We start from the raw sequence: 18372 nt of genomic DNA on the forward strand, positions 1-18372 counted from the left end.
AGATGTAAATGAATCATAGAATTTCTCTTTTGCAAAATACCATCCGAACATTATAGTGGACAATATACAAGTAAACAAGCCATAATAACATGATAATAACCGATATATTGACTTGATTGTAGACGTATAAAAAGGTTATATTGTTACACTATGTTGAATCTGAAATAAGATTCATCTATTGTTGAATAGATATTATTTGGGAGGGTTCTGGTTTCATGAGCTATGACGTGAAAATAGATGTGTCTCCGATCTACGATTTACTCGGAAGTTTTATGGTCTATGTGACCAAAAAATGGATTCGTGATATCGATCTGGGTTCAGAATGGATCAGAGACATCGACAACCAACTAAGCCCTGGAGTGCGTTCTGCTATATTAGAAGCATCTTCGTGGCCTTTTGATGATTTTGATGTATTATATGCCTGGGCAAGCTGTCGTCATGCTGACGGTTCTGTTCGTGATTTTTTAAATCATTTAGAAAATGCTTCCGAAGATGAGATGTGGAATGAGATTCATGAACTGCTACCGACTATGACTTTACTCGATACTAGACGTATTCAGACCAGTTATGCTCCACTATTAAAATTATGGTATGAACATTACTTTCATCATATAGAAGATGAAATTCTTGAATTAATCACAGAAGATGCCAAAGAGAAAAAAGGGTTACTGGACAAAATGGACCCTAGTGCATTAATTGAATATGCTTCAGGCGGCTTAGTGGTAGATCCTTTTCCCGAGTTAAATACGGTGATCTTATTCCCAACGGTACATAACCGCCCGATCAATACGTATTGCTTTTACGAAGGCGTGTTATTGATTCAATATCCAGTTGATGTACCTGAACAAGATGAAGAAGATCCACCAAATGTTCTTTTACGTATGACACGAGCATTATCAGATCCAGAACGCCTACGTATGCTGCGCTACATTGGCGGTGAACCACGTTCTTTGCAAGATATGGCTCACTATCTATTACAACCTCAAGAGTCGCTTATGCATCATCTGATGATGCTTAGAGTGGCAGGCTTACTGCGTATCCACCTCGGTAGAGGGGATATTGAACGTTTTAGTATTCGACAGGACGGTGCTTCTGAGCTTCAACTGTTCCTCGAATCGTATATCCGTATTTAAGGAGTGAATCACATGAAAGACATCCGACATCAGCACCTTATCTTTGATATGGATGATACGCTGATCCATTGTAACAAATATTTCAATCTCATTTTAGACGAATTTATCAGTCTGTTATCCGAATGGTTCAATCATCCAGCAGTAACGATGGATGCTATTCGTCAAAAACAAATCGAAATTGATGTAGCTGGTGTGCATAGAGTAGGTTTTGCTAGTGAACATTTTCCCAAATCATTAGTCGAAACGTATCATCATTTCAGTCAATTAGTAGGACGACCAATACATGAAGCAGAAGAAAATCAATTACGTCTACTAGGCAATAGCGTATATGAGAAAGAAGTAGAACCTTATCCTGGTATGGTAGAAACGCTAGAAATTCTTCAACAAGCAGGTCATACTTTGTATCTGTATACTGGCGGCGAGACTGTTATTCAGCAACGCAAAATCGATCAGATGAAATTAACATCTTATTTCGATTCTCGCATCTTTATCCGTCAGCACAAAAATATTCATGCGCTTGAAGAGATTATTAATTCTCATGTACTTCCACGTCAGGACACATGGATGATCGGTAACTCTTTACGTTCTGATGTTCAACCTGCTCTACATGCTTCTCTCAACACTATTTATCTGAAACAATCCCATGAATGGGCATATGATGTAGTTCAACTTCAACACGACGACAATCTTCCGTTCTACACCATATCGCAATTGGTTGAAGTTCCTCAAGTCATCCATGAAAGTCTATCACAACAGCAAAAGAAACGGACATCGGGTTAATTCCCGGTCCGTTTTTTTGTTTTTCATTAAAAGCTTTGTTTTCCTTTTACTGCATAACATAGATTAGCTATTATCTATGATTATTTATTATCATCTACTACGTTTATTTCACAGCTTCTACAATCAATTTGCCAGATTCTTGATCGACCAGTTTGATTCGTCCTTTATGCGTTTCATTTCCTTTTTTGAAAGCAAGAGCTTGAGTCTCACCTTTTTGTAATAACGTTTTGAGCATAGAGACCGATATCTTTTTACCGGCAAATTCTTTCCAGATCACAAAAGTACATCCTTGTTTGAAATGTGAACAACCATATCCTTTGCGTCCTTCTATAATTTGCCCGCCACAATTAGCATTCGGGCACTTACCAAGTGCTGTATGTTCTCCAGCCGCTCCCATCGATACAGTAGCTGTAGCCGATTTGGCGGTTGATGTAGAAGAAGTGGATGCTGATTTAGCAGTTGATTTGCTTGTAGCACTGCTTTTACTACGATTGGTTGTACTTGCACTTCCTTTACTTGCAGTAGTACGTGTAGATTTCGATGAACGGTTACCTTTGCCTGTTGAACGTGATTCATCGCCAAATCGCCCGGCAATAGCAGGTGATTGTGTTTTTACTTTTTCGATCACAGAGGCGGCGAATTTCTTTACACTTTCTAAAAAGCGATCAGAATCTGCTTCTCCACGTGAAATCTGATTAAGCCGACGCTCCCATTGCCCTGTCATTTCTGGCGAAGTGAGAAGTTCTACTCCAGCCGCACGAATCAATTCGATAGCAGCACGTCCTTTTAACGTTAACTCCATCTTTTTACCTTGAGTATTAATATATCCGACTTGCTTCAGTCGTTCTATCGTTGCCGCTCGTGTAGCCGGTGTACCCAGACCCGACTCTTTCATCGCATCACGCAATTCTTCATTCTCGATCTGCTTGCCTGCACTTTCCATCGCTTTGAGCAAAGTACCTTCTGTATAATGCTTGGGCGGTTGAGTCGCTTTTTCTTTCACTTCTGCTTTGCTACATTGCACAGGTTGCTTATCATCAATAACAAATGGTTCTTGTACTTCTTCCTCTGGCTCTTCTTCTTTACCATTTTCACTTTTGGTTGAAGATCTACTAGAAGATTTGGATTTATCTTTATCAGGCAATGTAGCTTTCCATCCTAAAAACAATAATTCTTTGACTGCTGTTTTGAATGTTTCCTGCTCTACAGTGGTCATTACAGTATGATGCTTGTATTCAGCAGGTGGATAAAATTGTGCTAGAAAACGGCGTACAATCAGATCATACAATTGCTGTTCTTCTTTGCTCAGTGTACCCGGCTTTTTCAACGTAGGTAAAATCGCATGGTGATCTTCCACTTTAGAAGGATTGCAGACCGCTTTATTGTTAACATGGACACGTTTGCCTTCTGCGCCTTCTGCCAGTTGTTCATACGGTGTGTTTTTGAGCATTCCTAACACTTTATGCATCCCATCAATATTTTGCTCGGTAACATAGTTAGAGTTGGTACGCGGATAGCTGATGACTTTATGCTTTTCATACAGAGCTTGCGCGGTATCAAGCGTTTTTTTTGCTGAGTAACCAAATTTGGCATTTGCATCCCGCTGTAGCAAGGTAAGATCATACAGTTTGTATGGGTACTCTTTACTTTCCCTGATATCGTATTTGGTAATACGTCCTTCTTTGCCTTTTACTTTATCAACAATCGCTTGTCCTTTGGCTTGATCGGTAATACGATCACCTTGCCACACACCTGTATAACTTTTATTGTCCTGCTTGAATGTAGCTCTCACTTCATAAAACGTTTGCGAATCAAACGCTTCGATTTCTTTCTGGCGATCATAGATTAAAGCTAGTACGGGCGTCTGTACACGTCCTACAGACAATAAATTATTATGTTTAATCGTAAAAGCGCGAGACGCATTCATCCCGATTAACCAATCCGCTTCACTTCGTGCTCTCGCTGCCCGAGTTAAATTCTCAAATTCCTGTCCGTCTTTTAATTCAACAAACCCTTTGCGAATACTTTCCGGTGTAAGATCTGATATCCATAAGCGCTTGACAGGCTGTGTAAGCTTCAATTGACGCTGGATTAACGCAAATATATGCTGACCTTCCCGCCCGGCATCACAGGCGTTTACAATGCGGTCACAGCGCTTAGCAAGTTCTCCGATCGTATTCAATTGATCTTTGGTTCGAGGGTTAGGTACAATTTTGAATTGCTCTGGAATAATAGGAAGATCGCCGAAGTTCCATTTTTTATATTTGGGATCATAAGCATCGGGTTCTGCGAGTCCTATTAAATGACCGATTGCCCAAGTAATAATATATTGTTCCCCTTCCAAATATGTACGGTGATTGCGTGCTTTAGGCTCCATCACAGCAGCAATATTCCGTCCCATATCAGGCTTTTCTGCTACGATTAATATTTTCATTTCGTTCATTCCTTTCCGGGAATGGATTGTATCTTAGCGACAAAAAGGGACCACACCCTGGAGTGTAGCCCCCTTGCCCACGTACTTGCTATTGCTATTTATTATAACATAGCATCTTTCAAATTTCGATTGGAGTTTTGTGTTTCTATGTTTATGTCTACCTTGAAATAATAATGATCGATAAGACAGATCAACATAATAAAAGCTACCGTCAGCTAGAACTATTCTTAGCTAACGATAGCTTTTATTAAATGATTTCTTGGTATGGCGTTGGCTATCACATAGAGAGCACTCTACTGCTTCATTGATCTATGACTCTGTTATACAAGCACTGTTGAACCCATCAAATATTTATCCACTTCACGCGCAGCTTCGCGTCCTTCATTTATTGCCCATACGACTAGACTTTGTCCACGACGCATATCACCAGCAGCAAATACTTTATCTACATTGGTATTGTATTTACCATAACGTGCTTTAACATTCGTCCAGCGATCTGTTGCTAGACCTAATTGTTGTGGCAACGTTTGTTCAGGACCATCAAATCCGATAGCAATTAGTGCAAGTTCCGCAGGGAATACTTTTTCTGTACCCGGGATTGGTTGGTAGATTTTACGACCGGTCTCATCGACAATACGTTGAATTTGAATCGTATGCAACTCTTTCAAGTTACCATTTTCATCACCAACAAATTTAGTCGTCATGATTGAGAATTCACGTGGGTCACTACCGAATATCGCTTTTGCTTCTTCTTGTGCATAATCTAATGTGTACACATTAGGGAATTGTGGCCACGGGTTACTAATAGGATCACGTTCTAAAGGCGCTTTGTCATGCGTACCGAATTGAGTGACTGTACTGCAACCATGACGAACCGAAGTAGCTACACAGTCAGAACCAGTATCACCGCCGCCGATCACAATAACATTTTTATCTTGAGCAGATAAATAATTACCGTCTTCAAGATTGCTATCCAGATAACTTTTAATCGAACCGTTTAGGAAATCCATAGCATAGACCACACCGTTTAACTCGCTGCCTTCAATATTGAATTCACGCGGTTTCGTTGCACCGCCACAAAGTATCACAGCATCATATTCATCAACCAATTGTTGTGCAGGAATATCTTTTCCAATTTCTGTACCTGTAATAAATTCGATACCTTCTGCGATCAAAAGGTCAACACGACGCTGAACAATACCTTTGTCTAATTTCATTGTTGGAATACCATACGTTAGCAATCCACCAACACGATCAGACCGCTCATAGACAGTAACAGAATGACCTGCTTTATTTAATTGTGCTGCACACGCCAGACCGGCTGGACCTGATCCGATAACCGCTACACGACGACCTGTACGTTTTTCAGGTGGTTGTGGAACAACCCAACCTTCTTCAAAACCTTTTTCAATAATCGCTTCTTCAATGGTTTTGATCGTTACCGGTTGTCCGATCAGACCTACCGTACACGAACCTTCGCACGGTGCTGGACAGATACGCCCTGTAAATTCAGGAAAATTATTTGTTTTGTGTAGACGCTCTAGCGCTTCTCTCCACAATCCACGATACACCAAGTTATTCCATTCAGGAATCAAGTTATGAACCGGACAACCAAAAGTTCCACCAGCCATATCCATTCCTGTGTGACAGTAAGGTGTGCCACAATCCATACATCTAGCGCCTTGTGTACGAAGCTCATCTTCTGCCATATGTTTGTGGAACTCTTGCCAATCTTTTACGCGTTCAAGCGGATTGCGATCCGCGGGAATTTGTCTTTTGTATTCCATGAATCCAGTTGGTGTAGACATTTTAACATTTCCCCCATCCGTTCTGTCACTGCTAAGCTTGTTGTACAGATATTTTTATGATATCCAATCTTGTTACCTTCTCTTTATTTAGTGAATCTAGGTGTCGTCTTACTACTTGTAAAATACAATACTTGCTTGTAATAAGTTTATTTTCTAGATTATCATTCACACAAATAAATACAAAATGGATTATGCGCATGATTGTTTGTACTTTTTACATAGAGATTACACCGTGGTGAAACATCTTGCAAGCTTATTTCTTGGCGTTGCGTACTTTTTCACTGTAATCATTGAATGTTGTGATAAAGCGTATACTTTTAATACATACTCAAATGAATATTAGTGCTGATTATAGTTTACTGCATAGATAGCTGATTTTTATTTTCGCATAAATATCTCATAAAATGATTAAATATGCAAATATTCTTTAAAATAATAATTATAATCGTTTTTGTCATCTCGCACACCTTGAGTAGTAGAAACTTCTTTCCATTTCGACCAATCTACTTCTGGGAAATACGTATCTCCTGCAAAATCATGATCGATGTCTGTAACTAACAAACGACCTGCATGATCCAAAAACTGCTTATAAATTGTAGAACCGCCGATAACCATTAGTTCCTGCTCTGGATCTGCAAGCTGGATCGCTTCCTCTACTGAATATACAACTTCAGCATCATTAGCTTGAAAATCATGACTTCGTGTCAGGATAATATTACGACGATTGGGTAGCGGCTTACCACCAAATGATTCCCATGTTTTGCGTCCCATTATTACCGTTTTGTGCTGAGTCTGTTGTTTGAAATAAGCCATATCGCGGGGCAATCGCCAGGGTAAGTCATTATTTTTGCCAATGACTCCGTTGTTTGCTTGCGCCCATATCATAGTAATCGTCATTCCACTTACGACCTCCATATGTCCAAAATATACGTTAAGACAGGTTTATACTGTATCATATCATCAAAACCTGTCATTGGCATCACATTATTATCCAAATCCCGAACCTTTTATAACCTTACATACTCAATCATTTGCCAAAAAGCAATATATAAAATATTTTATAGATAGTCATTCATAAATTTAATCATTACCTATCTTTTAGTGGAGCTGTTTCGTTCTTTTTGCTGATCTACTTCGTTTTTTATTGATGTAGTAATTTAATTTTAATCTACTGGATGCACAGACTTGATAGTGATACACATAGCACTTCTCAAAGTTATTTTACTATACAAAAAAACTCTTAATTCTTTTTCTTGTTATAGAAAAGATATTAAGAGTTCTTTGTAAAACAACAGAATATGCTATTTTATTATACCGAAATAGGTGCTTTGATTCCTGGATGATACTCATAATTTTCAAAAACAAAATCATCAAAATGATAATCAAAAATCGAATCCGGTTTGCGAGCCAGACGAAGCTGAGGCAACGGATATGGTTCTCTGGTTAACTGTAATTTCGCTTGCTCCATATGGTTAGCATAGATATGAACATCTCCACCCGTCCATACCAGATCGCCCACTTCAAGATCACACTGCTGTGCAACCATATGAGTGAGAAGTGCATACGAAGCCAGATTAAATGGCAATCCTAAGAAAGTATCTACCGATCGCATTTGGAACATGCAAGATAATTTGCCGTTGGCTACATAAAATTGGAAAGCATAATGACAAGGTGGCAAAGCCATCGAATCTACTTCTGCTGCATTCCAAGCATTTACAATATGCCGACGTGAGTCTGGATTGTTTTTAATACTTTCAATTACCGATGTAATCTGGTCAATCACTTCTCCACCGGGCCCGCGCCATGTTCTCCACTGTGCTCCATAGACACGTCCTAGATTTCCTTCTTCATCTGCCCATTCATCCCAGATCGTAACACCATTATCTTGCAAATATTTAATATTTGTACTCCCACTAAGAAACCATAACAATTCATGTATAATCGAACGAGTATGTAACCTCTTCGTTGTTAGTAAAGGAAAACCTTTTTGCAGATCAATACGCATTTGTCTACCAAAAACAGATGTCGTTCCTGTTCCGGTACGATCTGATTTTTCTGCACCATGATCCAAAATATCTTGTAATAGCTCTAAATATACTTTCATAATTCACCTCATCATAAGACTTCGCTAAACGTTCAATATAGAATATACCCATATCCGTATCTATCTAGCTTCTTATTATGATAGTAAAAATCAGATCAACATACAACTTAGATATTAATAAAATAGATAATAATTATATTCAATCCTAAAATATATGTATTAAAATATAACGCTGAACAGAGAGGTACGGTTTTATACATTTCAATATCATGCTAAAAGCTAGATAGTACTCTAAAAAAAGGTTCTAAAAACACAAACACCCATCTGTATAAAACAGATGGGCGAACGTTTAGACGTTAATAAATATTAACGAGTTTCACGATGGATCGTGTATTTTTTTAGACGTGGGCAATATTTTTTCAACTCAAGACGTTCTGGATGATTTCTTTTGTTCTTGGTTGTAGTATAATTACGGTCGCCAGTCTCTGTGCATGCCATAGTTACGATAACGCGCATGTGAATTCACCTCACTTCACTAATTAATAGACAAAAATATTCAACTATACTAATGTACCCTAATTGTGAAAAATGTTCAACTTCAATTTTCAGAAAAACACCATATTCATTAAAGGATAGGTTAAATCTTTTCTCAATCTGTTCACTACCGAACAGATATGATGTCCAACAGCCTTTTCTATTATATCATAGATTGTTGTATATTTACATTGAATACGCTTGATTTTTTGAAAAGAAATGTACAATATAGGATATGAATTCACCTGCAATTATCGACCAAACAAATGTGTTACAGCTTCATTCACATGATCCTCTTCCGGTGTTACCCAGGGTAACGGATTATTCAGTGTGGACCAATCTAGCTCCATCTCCTGATCGGTTAACAGGCACTGATCTAGTCCAGACTCCATTTTCAATTGATCCAATTCTATGCCGATAAAAACGACCTCTGTCATACGATCTCCCCACTGCTGATCCCATTGTTCTAATAGTTCTGGTTCTTCTGCTAAAATCTGCTGTCGTTCAACTTCAGGTAATGCTGCTACCCAATGGCCAGCAGGACCAAATTGAATCGATGTGCCTGCTTGTCCTAATGTAGCTGCTACATCCTCGTCTGTAGCTAACCAGACTAATCCTTTAGCTCGTATAATCGATTCAGGCCATTCTTCCATAAAATCGTACAATCGCTGTGGTGCAAAAGGACGTCTACGTCGATATACAAAAGAATGAATACCGTATTCTTCAGTTTCAGGAGTATGATGATCTTTTTGTAATTCTTGCATCCATCCTGCGGAAGTAGAAGCTTTCTCCATATCGAATAAATGAGTATTTAAAATTTCTTTAGGATCAATTTGACCTTTGGTAGTACGGATAATACGTGCACTCGGTTGAAGTTTATGAATAACCGCTTCTAATTTATTTAATTCTGATTCACTAACAAGATCGCATTTATTCAAAATAACTACATCACAAGTCTCAATCTGATCGATCAATAAATCGACCACATCCCGAGTATCATCCTCCCCTACCGCTTCTCCTCGCTCTAGCAGTGTTTCACCAGACTCATAATCATGCCAGAACCGATTACTATCTACAACAGTCACTAGACAATCCAGACGTGTAATAGTCGTTAAATCAAATGCTAGTGAGTCATCTGCATAACTAAATGTCTGAGCAACAGGAATAGGTTCACTAATCCCAGACGACTCTATCAGGATATAATCAAATCGACCTTCTTCTGCTAACTGCTTTACTTCTAATAAAAGATCATCCCGTAATGTACAACAGATACATCCATTCGAAATTTCTACTAGCTTTTCTTCTGTTCGAGATAATGTACTTCCTGATTTGATTAAGCCTGCATCAATATTCACTTCACTCATATCATTGACGATCACAGCTACTTTTAATCCATCCCGGTTATTAAGTACATGATTAAGAACCGTTGTTTTGCCTGAACCTAAATAACCACTAAGTACGGTTACTGGAATTTTCGCTTGTTGATTGATTACCATAATATTATCCCCCATCACACTTTTAATCGTAATAATTACTATTAAAAGATTATACACCTAGCGATAGCATGATTGTCAATTATTTTGTGGAAGATTCTTATTTTATGTATTTATAAAAAACAGCAAAAAGCCGTCAGAAATGTATTCTGACGGCTTTGAGTAACCACTCATGCTATATACAGTAATGTAGATAAGAGTACGATGATATATAACATAATTGTTTATTTATTATTTTTTGCGTGGAGCGATAACATGGATAGGGTGACCCATAACCAATTCAGCCGCTTCCATTACGATTTCACCCAATGTTGGATGCGCATGGATAGTCAATGCCAAATCTTCAAGAGTTGCGCCCATTTCGATAGCAAGACCCATTTCAGCGATCATGTTAGAAGCTTCCAAACCTACGATTTGAGAACCAAGAACAAGACCTGTTTCTTCGTCTGCTACGATTTTCACGAAACCTTCTGTGTTGTTCAAAGAAGTTGCGCGACCGTTACCTGCATAAGGGAATTTACCAGCAGATACTTTGTATCCTTTTTCTTTTGCTTCTGTCTCTGTGTAACCAACACTAGAGCATTCTGGATCTGTAAATACAACAGCCGGAACACATTTGTAATCAATTACAGAAGATTCACCAGCAATAACTTCAGCTACTACTTTAGCTTCGTAAGAAGCTTTGTGAGCTAGAGCAGGACCAGCAACGATATCACCGATAGCGAAGATGTGAGGAATGTTTGTGCGTCCTTGGTGATCAATTTTGATCAAACCACGATCGTCCAATTCCATCTCAATTAGATCAAGACCCAACTCACCATCAGTGTTAGGACGACGACCAACTGTTACTAGCAAGTATTCTGCTGTAACTTCTTTAGCTTCGCCACCAACGCTGAATTTAACAGTTACATCTTTATCTGTTTGCTCTGCGCTTTCCGCTTTCGCGTTCGTGAAGATTTCCATACCGGATTTCTTCATGTTTTTAGCAACAAGGCTAGTCATATCTTTATCGAATCCTGGCAATACTGTATCCAGACCTTCGATGATTGTAATTTTAGTACCGAATTTAGCATACATTTGGCTAAGCTCAGCGCCGATGTAACCACCGCCGATAACAACCATGCTTTTCGGAATTTCAGGTAAATTCAATGCTTCTGTAGAAGAAAGAATACGTCCACCAAATGGGAATGCTTTAAGTTCGATTGGACGAGAACCTGTTGCAATAATACAGTTTTTGAAACGGTAACGAGGAGATTCATGATCGTTGAATACACGTGCTTCATTTTGGTTGATGAACATGCATTCGCCTTGGAATACTTCTACTTTGTTACCTTTCAACAATCCAGCTACACCAGAAGTCATTTTTTTAACAACGCCTGATTTGAATTCTTGAGTTTTGGAGAAATCCACTTTTACATTTTCAGCTGTAATACCGAAAGCTTCGCCATGTTGTGCAGCTTCGAATTGGTGAGCTGCAGAGATTAGCGCTTTAGAAGGAATACAACCACGGTTCAAACACACGCCGCCTAGTTCGGATTTATCTACGATCAAAACTTTTTGACCCAATTGAGCCGCACGAATTGCAGCTACATATCCACCAGGTCCTGCACCAATAACTAAAGTATCAATATCGAGTGAAGCATCGCCTACTACCATTGATTACACCTCCATAACCAGCAACTCGGGATTAGCGAGAAGTGATTTGATAAAGTTCATAAAGTTCTGTGCTGTTGCACCATCGATAATACGGTGGTCAAAGCTTAGGGATAGAGCCATTACAGGTGCTGCTACGATTTCGCCATTTTTAACAACAGCTTTTTCGCTGATACGTCCAGTTCCCAAGATCGCAACTTCTGGGAAGTTGATGATTGGAGTAAAGAACATACCGCCAGCAGAACCGATGTTAGAGATAGAAATTGTGCTTCCACGCATTTCATTAGCAGACAATTTACCTTCGCGACCACGTACAGCCAAATCATTGATTGTGCTTGCGATCATGAAGATGCTCTTACGATCTGCATCTTTAACAACAGGAACGATTAGACCGTTATCTGTGTCTGTAGCAATACCTACATCATAATGTTTTTTGTAAACAATTTCGTTAGAAGCTTCGTCGATAGAAGCATTCAATGCTGGGAATTCACGAGTAGCAGCAACAAGTGCTTTTACGATGAATGGCAAGTATGTTACTTTGATGCCTTTTTTCTCAGCAAGTGGTTTCATACGCGTACGGAAAGCTACCAATTCTGTAACGTCTACTTCATCCATAATCGTTACGTGTGGAGCTGTGTATGCAGATTTAACCATAGCGTTAGAGATCGCTTTACGAATACCTTTGAATGGTACGCGCTCTTCGTCTCCACCTGTTGCGATAGCTGTAGGAGCTGCCGCTGGTGCTACTGGAGAAGATGTTTTTTCTTCTGCTGCTACTTCTGAAGTTTGGGAAGAAACTTGTCCTCCACCTTGTTTGAAAGATTCTACATCTTCACGTGTAATTTTACCGTTGTTGCCAGTGCCACTAACTTGTGCTAGATCAACACCTTGCTCACGAGCAAATTTACGAACGCTTGGAGTAGCTAGAACATCTTTGTTAGGAGCTGCTGGTGTAGAAGCATTTGTTTCTTTACCTTCTTTTGCATCAGCAGGGCTGTCAGCAGCAGGAGATGAAGTTGTATCTACTCCGCCTTGAACAGATTCTTGTTCTTGACCGCTTTTTTGTTCTGGAGCTGTTTCTTCTTCGTCTTGATCTGGAATGTCACCTTCAGCTTCGATAATTGCTACCGTTTCGCCTACATGACAAACTTGACCGTCTTTCGTCAATACTTCAAGTACTGTTCCATCAACTGGACAAGGTACTTCAACTACTGCTTTATCATTTTGTACTTCCATGATGATGCTATCGTCTGTTACTTTATCACCTGGTTTGATATGCATTTTGATGATTTCGCCTTCATGCAAACCTTCACCAAGCTCTGGAAATTTATAAATAAATTTTGCCACTTGCAAAACCTCCCTATTTAGATTGCTGAACAATTGATTCCACTCCTATCATTCAGCAATATCTCTTTACCTAATCTATTTAGTACATATTTCAAAGCCAAAAGGCGTCCGCAAAATTATATTCTTCGATTTAACGAGTATCCAAAGGACGATCATCAAACTGAATGAATATGCTCATGTACCCGCCTTTTGACAATAAAAACTATTTTAGAATTGAACTACTTTTTTGACTGCATCAATAACACGTTTAGGTGATGGCAACCAAGAATCTTCAATTTGTGCAAATGGATAAACAGTATCCGGTCCTGCTACACGCAGTACTGGAGCTTCCAAGTGCAAGATTGCTTTTTCATTGATTTGTGCAATAACTTCTGCTGCTACGCCAGCACTTTTTTGTGCTTCTTGAACAACGATTGCACGATTTGTTTTTTGGATAGAAGCTACAATTGTATCAATATCAATCGGGCTTACTGTACGAAGGTCAATAATTTCTGCTTTGATTCCTTCTTCAGCCAATTGATCAGCCGCTTTAGTTGCTGTGTGAACCATCATGCCGTAAGCGATGATTGTTACATCAGAACCTTCACGTACTACGTTTGCTTTACCCAATTCTACTGTATAAGCTTCTTCAGGTACTTCTGCACGGAATGCATGGTACAAGTTCAAATGCTCCATAAAGAATACAGGATCGTTATCACGGATAGATGCGATCATAAGTCCTTTAGCATCATAAGGGTTAGAAGGGATAACCACTTTGATACCTGGAGTTTGTGTAAGCAAGCCTTCTAGAGAATCAGTATGCAATTCTGCCGCTTTTACACCGCCACCGAAAGGTGTACGGAAAACGATTGGAGAATTGTATTTGCCACCAGAACGGTAACGCATACGAGCTGCTTGAACAACCATTTGGTCAAGTGCTTCAAAAATAAAACCTACGAATTGGATTTCAGCAACAGGACGGAATCCTTGGATACCCAAACCTACTGCCAAACCACCGATAGCTGACTCAGCAAGAGGTGTATCAAATACACGATCTTCACCAAATTCTGCTTGCAGACCTTCTGTTGCGCGGAATACGCCACCAACATGACCTACGTCTTCTCCGAAAAGGATCACATTAGGATCATTTTTCAATTCAACGCGAAGCGCATCACGAATCGCTTCTTTCATATTCATTTGTGCCATTTGCTTCATTTCCTCCTTAAACATTTCACTGTTCATGTTCACGCATCAAGGATCTAGATTAACGCTCTATTTTTAGAAACCTCTTATTCGAAATCAGCTTTTTGCTCTTCCAAGTGTTGAGGTGTTTGTTCAAACATGCTATCAATCAAGCCGGAAACAGTCATTTTCTCTGTTTTCTCTGCTTTTTTGATTTCTTCGTTTACTTTAGCTTTAGCTTCTTCTCTTACGCGCTCTGTATCTTCATCAGTCCAGAGACCTTTTTCAGCCAAGTATTTAGCAAGACGAGCGATAGGATCTTTTTCACTCCAGATACCTTCTTCGTCTTTAGTACGATATTTACTCGTATCATCAGACATGGAGTGAGGACGGAAACGGTAAGTAACAGCTTCGATCAATGTAGCACCTTCACCATTACGTCCGCGTTCAGCAGCATCTTGGACCGCTTTGATAACAGCAAGAACGTCCATACCGTCTACTTTTACGCCTTTGATACCTGCTGCAACCGCTTTATGAGCGATCGACAATGCAGCTGTTTGTTTTGCGAAAGGAGTTGTAATTGCATAACCGTTATTTTGTACAAAGAAAATAACAGGCAATTTGTATACACCAGCATAGTTAAGACCTTCATAGAAGTCACCTTCAGAAGAACCACCATCACCTGTGTAAGCAATAACAACTTGTTTTTGTTTTTTCAATTTGTAAGCCATAGCAATACCCATTGCATGCAAAATTTGTGCACCAATGATGATTTGCGGCATTAAAACGTTAACGCCATCAGGAATTTGTCCACCGTGTTGATGTCCACGAGAGTACAAGAATGCTTGATAAAGTGGCAATCCGTGCCATACCAACTGAGGAATATCACGGTAACCCGGGCATACGAAATCTTCTTTTTGCAAAGCGAATTCGCTACCAACCATTGTAGCTTCTTGACCAGATACTGGTGCATAGAAACCAAGACGACCTTGACGACCTAAGTTAACTGCACGATCATCCCAACTACGTGTGAAGACCATACGATACATAATTTCTTTCAATTGATCATCGTTAAGATCAGGTAGTAAATCTTTGTTGACGATTTTGCCTTCAGGAGAAAGAACGGAAAGAGCTTCCACGTCCTCCGTATAAACTTCATAAGGAACCTTACTCATTTTATTCACCTCAATAAAAAATTTGAATATCATGTCCCGCTGTTATAGAATTATTATACACCTGTTCTACTCCATTCGTCAAAACATACATTGAAATTTAGTAGATATGTGTATTATTGTATGTATAACAGCAGGTTAATATTTGTATAACAGTTTTACGATCTTTGTATTCAAAGACTTTACGACCGCACGAAACAATCTTAACGCATTGTGATACGCAATGCAAAAAATATTCCCGAAAAAGGTGATCACTGTGACAGATTCCCGTTATCTTAAAAGAACAATACTGAAAGAACAAATCGAAAGCAGCCATCTTGGTGAAAGTCGTACATTACGGATTTACTTGCCGCCAGGCTACAATGAAGTATTAAGTTATCCTGTAGTGTATTGTCAGGACGGTGAAGAATTTTTTAACTTTGGTCGAATTGCTACGTATGCCAACCAATTAATTTTAGATGAAAATATCGAGCCTTTTATTATCGTAGGTGTAGAAGTAAATACGAAGATTAGAACGCAAGAATATGCTCCATTTGGCGATCGCTTCGAAAAATACACCGCTTGTTTTGCTGAAGAAATCATTCCATATATCGAGCAAAAATATCCTGTGCGACGCACTCCAGATCAACGAATTCTAGCTGGTGATTCACTTGGCGGCAGCGTTTCGATCCATCTGTCCCTGTTATATCCTGAACTGTTTCAGCAGGTGATTAGTCTATCCGGTGCTTATTATCAACAAAGTCAGGATACTATCGCACAAGCTCAAAATCTTACAGATTTGAATGTATACATGATTGTCGGTCTGCAAGAAACAGATTTTGAGAGCGATACAGGTATTTACGATTTTGTACAATTAAACCGCGACACTCGTGATCTTTTGCAAGCACGTGGAGCAACTGTACAATATAGTGAAAAAGATGGTAAACATTTGTGGGGCTTCTGGCAAAAAGAACTTCCTGCTGCATTAAAATACTTTTTACCTGAAATCTAAAATTTGTAGTTCTTTAAGTACTTACAGTAGAAATCGAACTTTCAAACGGCTTATATCGATGTTCGCGCTTTCATAAGCAAAAAAATCTATAACTCGTTTGATTGCTCGTCTTTTCTATTGTATCTGTGTGAGAGAAAGTTATGCAACTACAATTTCAATATATCTTTTTTTATTTATACTAAATTCACATATAAACGATACAATAGATCTCTAGTATGAGATGAAACGAGGGCTGATTCATGTTGATGAAGCGTGCTATTATTTTCTCGGGTGGTCAATTACATCCTGACTTTTTGCAACAAATTCAAGAAGACGATTTGATTATTGGTGCTGATCGTGGAGCACTATTTTTAATTGAACATGGTATTCATCCCCATGTGGCTGTAGGAGACTTCGATTCACTGACCGATCGTGAACATGATCTGGAAAATATCAAAGCTAACAGTGATCAATTGATTGTCTATGATTCGGTTGAAAAAGATTGGTCTGATACCGAAGCTGCTTTTGAAATAGCGATGGAACGTCATATTCGTGATATTTTAATTTTAGGGGCATTGGGTACACGATTTGATCATACGTTGGCCAATGTACAACTTCTTGTGCGTGCAGTTCAACATCAGGTAAGTTGCAGCATTATGGATATGAATAATTATATTTCCCTTACCAGCACACAAGCCGTTATTGAAAATCGTGGGTTCCCTTATATTTCTTTATTGCCTATTACATCTGAAGTGACCGGCATTAATCTTACCGGATTTCAATATCCATTAGAGCAAGCTACTCTACGGATGGGTCAATCCCGTGGTATTAGTAATCATCTAATCAACGAAGAAGGTACAGTCAGTATTGAAGGCGGTCTATTGTTAATTATTCAGAGTAGAGATTAATTGTTATATTTTTTCTCCAATACAGTTCCTCACTCTATTGAATAAGTAACTACAATTGAATCGCTTTGTTTAACTCTTTTATGCACTTTGCTACTTTTATTTACTTTGCTATATTTGTTTGATCCTTTTATTTTGCTACATATGTAAAAATAAATTCTAACTAAAAAGCAACAAAATCAAAAATCTATCGACCAGAGAGCATTTCTGGTTCGATGGATTTTTTGTGTAATGAGCCTTAGTCATGAGAATTAATAAAGTAACAAGAAGCTTCCATTCTAATAACAAGAACAAAATAAGAAGTAATACACGCTTATCCCTTATTTTGATCAACTATATACATAGATTCTTACTCTATACTCTTTCATTCCTAAAGATTATATTTTGTCATGATGATCTAGAATATTTTGTACAAATTCTGTTTTGGCTTGAGTGTATGCTTCTCGATCATCTTTGTTGTCTATCGCTAGATGTTGCTTTAATTGCCCGTATTGCTCTGCCCATTCTGGATGTGCGATCAATCGATCCCGAAACAGAAGTTGATTTTGCCATTGCTGACCTTGTTGCAATACGATATGCAAATGAGCTACCCGCTTATCATTGATCACTTTGACAAAAAATCGGCGATGCTGTTTACCATCTAATTCAGGCGGAACGTAATGCCAATTTTCTTTTTCCAATATAGGAATAATAACTGGTAATTGATCAAATGAATCTGTGATTGCCATCATATCTATAATAGGTTTGGCAGGAAGATTAGGTATCGCTGTACTACCAAAATGTTCAATATGTTGTATATCCACAGGAGATAGTAACTGCGTTAATTCATTTGTATAGAATTTGCCCTGCTCTATCCATTGTGGATCAGGTGGTGCAATCTCTACTGATTCTGTTGCCCAGATCGGCCATGTCGATTCATTCTCAATATTTGTCATCCT

Annotated in this window: 15 protein-coding genes; 4 read left to right on the forward strand and 11 right to left on the reverse strand. The window is 38.8% G+C overall.

The window, feature by feature from the left end; all coding sequences use genetic code 11:
• Positions 1 to 215: 215 nt before the first annotated feature.
• Positions 216 to 1133, forward strand: a complete 918-nt coding sequence (locus QCD85_RS06485) for a winged helix-turn-helix domain-containing protein (protein ID WP_301262038.1) — start codon at positions 216 to 218, stop codon at positions 1131 to 1133.
• A gap of 12 nt (positions 1134 to 1145) precedes the next feature.
• The gene (locus tag QCD85_RS06490) at positions 1146 to 1913 is read left to right on the forward strand and encodes an HAD family hydrolase (RefSeq protein WP_274172596.1); all 768 of its coding nucleotides are present in this window, start codon (positions 1146 to 1148) and stop codon (positions 1911 to 1913) included.
• Between the two features lie 103 nt (positions 1914 to 2016).
• On the opposite strand, the gene QCD85_RS06495 is transcribed toward QCD85_RS06490, so the two are convergent.
• From QCD85_RS06495 to pdhA, 10 genes are all read right to left on the reverse strand, one after another.
• Positions 2017 to 4347, reverse strand: coding sequence for a type IA DNA topoisomerase (locus tag QCD85_RS06495; RefSeq protein WP_301262039.1), 2331 nt, complete (start codon positions 4345 to 4347; stop codon positions 2017 to 2019).
• 320 nt (positions 4348 to 4667) lie between these two features.
• Positions 4668 to 6155 carry a glutamate synthase subunit beta gene (locus tag QCD85_RS06500; RefSeq protein WP_204823856.1) on the reverse strand — a complete coding sequence of 496 codons (1488 nt, stop codon included), beginning with the start codon at positions 6153 to 6155 and terminating at the stop codon, positions 4668 to 4670.
• Between the two features lie 408 nt (positions 6156 to 6563).
• Positions 6564 to 7052, reverse strand: coding sequence for a dihydrofolate reductase (locus tag QCD85_RS06505; RefSeq protein WP_301262040.1), 489 nt, complete (start codon positions 7050 to 7052; stop codon positions 6564 to 6566).
• Positions 7053 to 7464: 412 nt separating this feature from the next.
• On the reverse strand, positions 7465 to 8259 hold the full coding sequence (gene thyA / locus QCD85_RS06510) for a thymidylate synthase (RefSeq protein ID WP_301262041.1): 795 nt from the start codon (positions 8257 to 8259) through the stop codon (positions 7465 to 7467).
• Positions 8260 to 8565: 306 nt separating this feature from the next.
• Positions 8566 to 8715: a 50S ribosomal protein L33 gene (rpmG, locus tag QCD85_RS06515; protein ID WP_083243303.1), complete on the reverse strand. Its 150-nt coding sequence runs from the start codon at positions 8713 to 8715 to the stop codon at positions 8566 to 8568.
• 269 nt (positions 8716 to 8984) lie between these two features.
• The gene (locus QCD85_RS06520) at positions 8985 to 10229 is read right to left on the reverse strand and encodes a GTP-binding protein (protein WP_301262042.1); all 1245 of its coding nucleotides are present in this window, start codon (positions 10227 to 10229) and stop codon (positions 8985 to 8987) included.
• A 228-nt stretch (positions 10230 to 10457) separates the two neighbouring features.
• On the reverse strand, positions 10458 to 11882 hold the full coding sequence (gene lpdA / locus QCD85_RS06525; protein ID WP_273612628.1) for a dihydrolipoyl dehydrogenase: 1425 nt from the start codon (positions 11880 to 11882) through the stop codon (positions 10458 to 10460).
• Positions 11883 to 11885: 3 nt separating this feature from the next.
• Positions 11886 to 13226 carry a dihydrolipoamide acetyltransferase family protein gene (locus QCD85_RS06530; protein ID WP_274172590.1) on the reverse strand — a complete coding sequence of 447 codons (1341 nt, stop codon included), beginning with the start codon at positions 13224 to 13226 and terminating at the stop codon, positions 11886 to 11888.
• 207 nt (positions 13227 to 13433) lie between these two features.
• Positions 13434 to 14411 (reverse strand): alpha-ketoacid dehydrogenase subunit beta, encoded by a 978-nt coding sequence (locus tag QCD85_RS06535; RefSeq protein ID WP_273612630.1) that lies wholly within the window; start codon positions 14409 to 14411, stop codon positions 13434 to 13436.
• Between the two features lie 83 nt (positions 14412 to 14494).
• Positions 14495 to 15562 carry a pyruvate dehydrogenase (acetyl-transferring) E1 component subunit alpha gene (gene pdhA, locus QCD85_RS06540; RefSeq protein ID WP_069325966.1) on the reverse strand — a complete coding sequence of 356 codons (1068 nt, stop codon included), beginning with the start codon at positions 15560 to 15562 and terminating at the stop codon, positions 14495 to 14497.
• Positions 15563 to 15815: 253 nt separating this feature from the next.
• On the opposite strand from pdhA, the gene QCD85_RS06545 reads away from it, so the two are divergent.
• Both QCD85_RS06545 and QCD85_RS06550 read left to right on the forward strand, forming a co-directional pair.
• Positions 15816 to 16550, forward strand: a complete 735-nt coding sequence (locus QCD85_RS06545; RefSeq protein WP_301262043.1) for an alpha/beta hydrolase — start codon at positions 15816 to 15818, stop codon at positions 16548 to 16550.
• 239 nt (positions 16551 to 16789) lie between these two features.
• The gene (locus QCD85_RS06550) at positions 16790 to 17437 is read left to right on the forward strand and encodes a thiamine diphosphokinase (RefSeq protein ID WP_273612632.1); all 648 of its coding nucleotides are present in this window, start codon (positions 16790 to 16792) and stop codon (positions 17435 to 17437) included.
• A 374-nt stretch (positions 17438 to 17811) separates the two neighbouring features.
• On the opposite strand, the gene QCD85_RS06555 is transcribed toward QCD85_RS06550, so the two are convergent.
• Positions 17812 to 18369 carry a GrpB family protein gene (locus tag QCD85_RS06555; protein ID WP_301262044.1) on the reverse strand — a complete coding sequence of 186 codons (558 nt, stop codon included), beginning with the start codon at positions 18367 to 18369 and terminating at the stop codon, positions 17812 to 17814.
• Between the last annotated feature and the right edge of the window lie 3 nt (positions 18370 to 18372).

Source organism: Paenibacillus sp. PsM32, from assembly GCF_030433815.1.
GTDB lineage: Bacteria > Bacillota > Bacilli > Paenibacillales > Paenibacillaceae > Saccharibacillus > Saccharibacillus kyungheensis.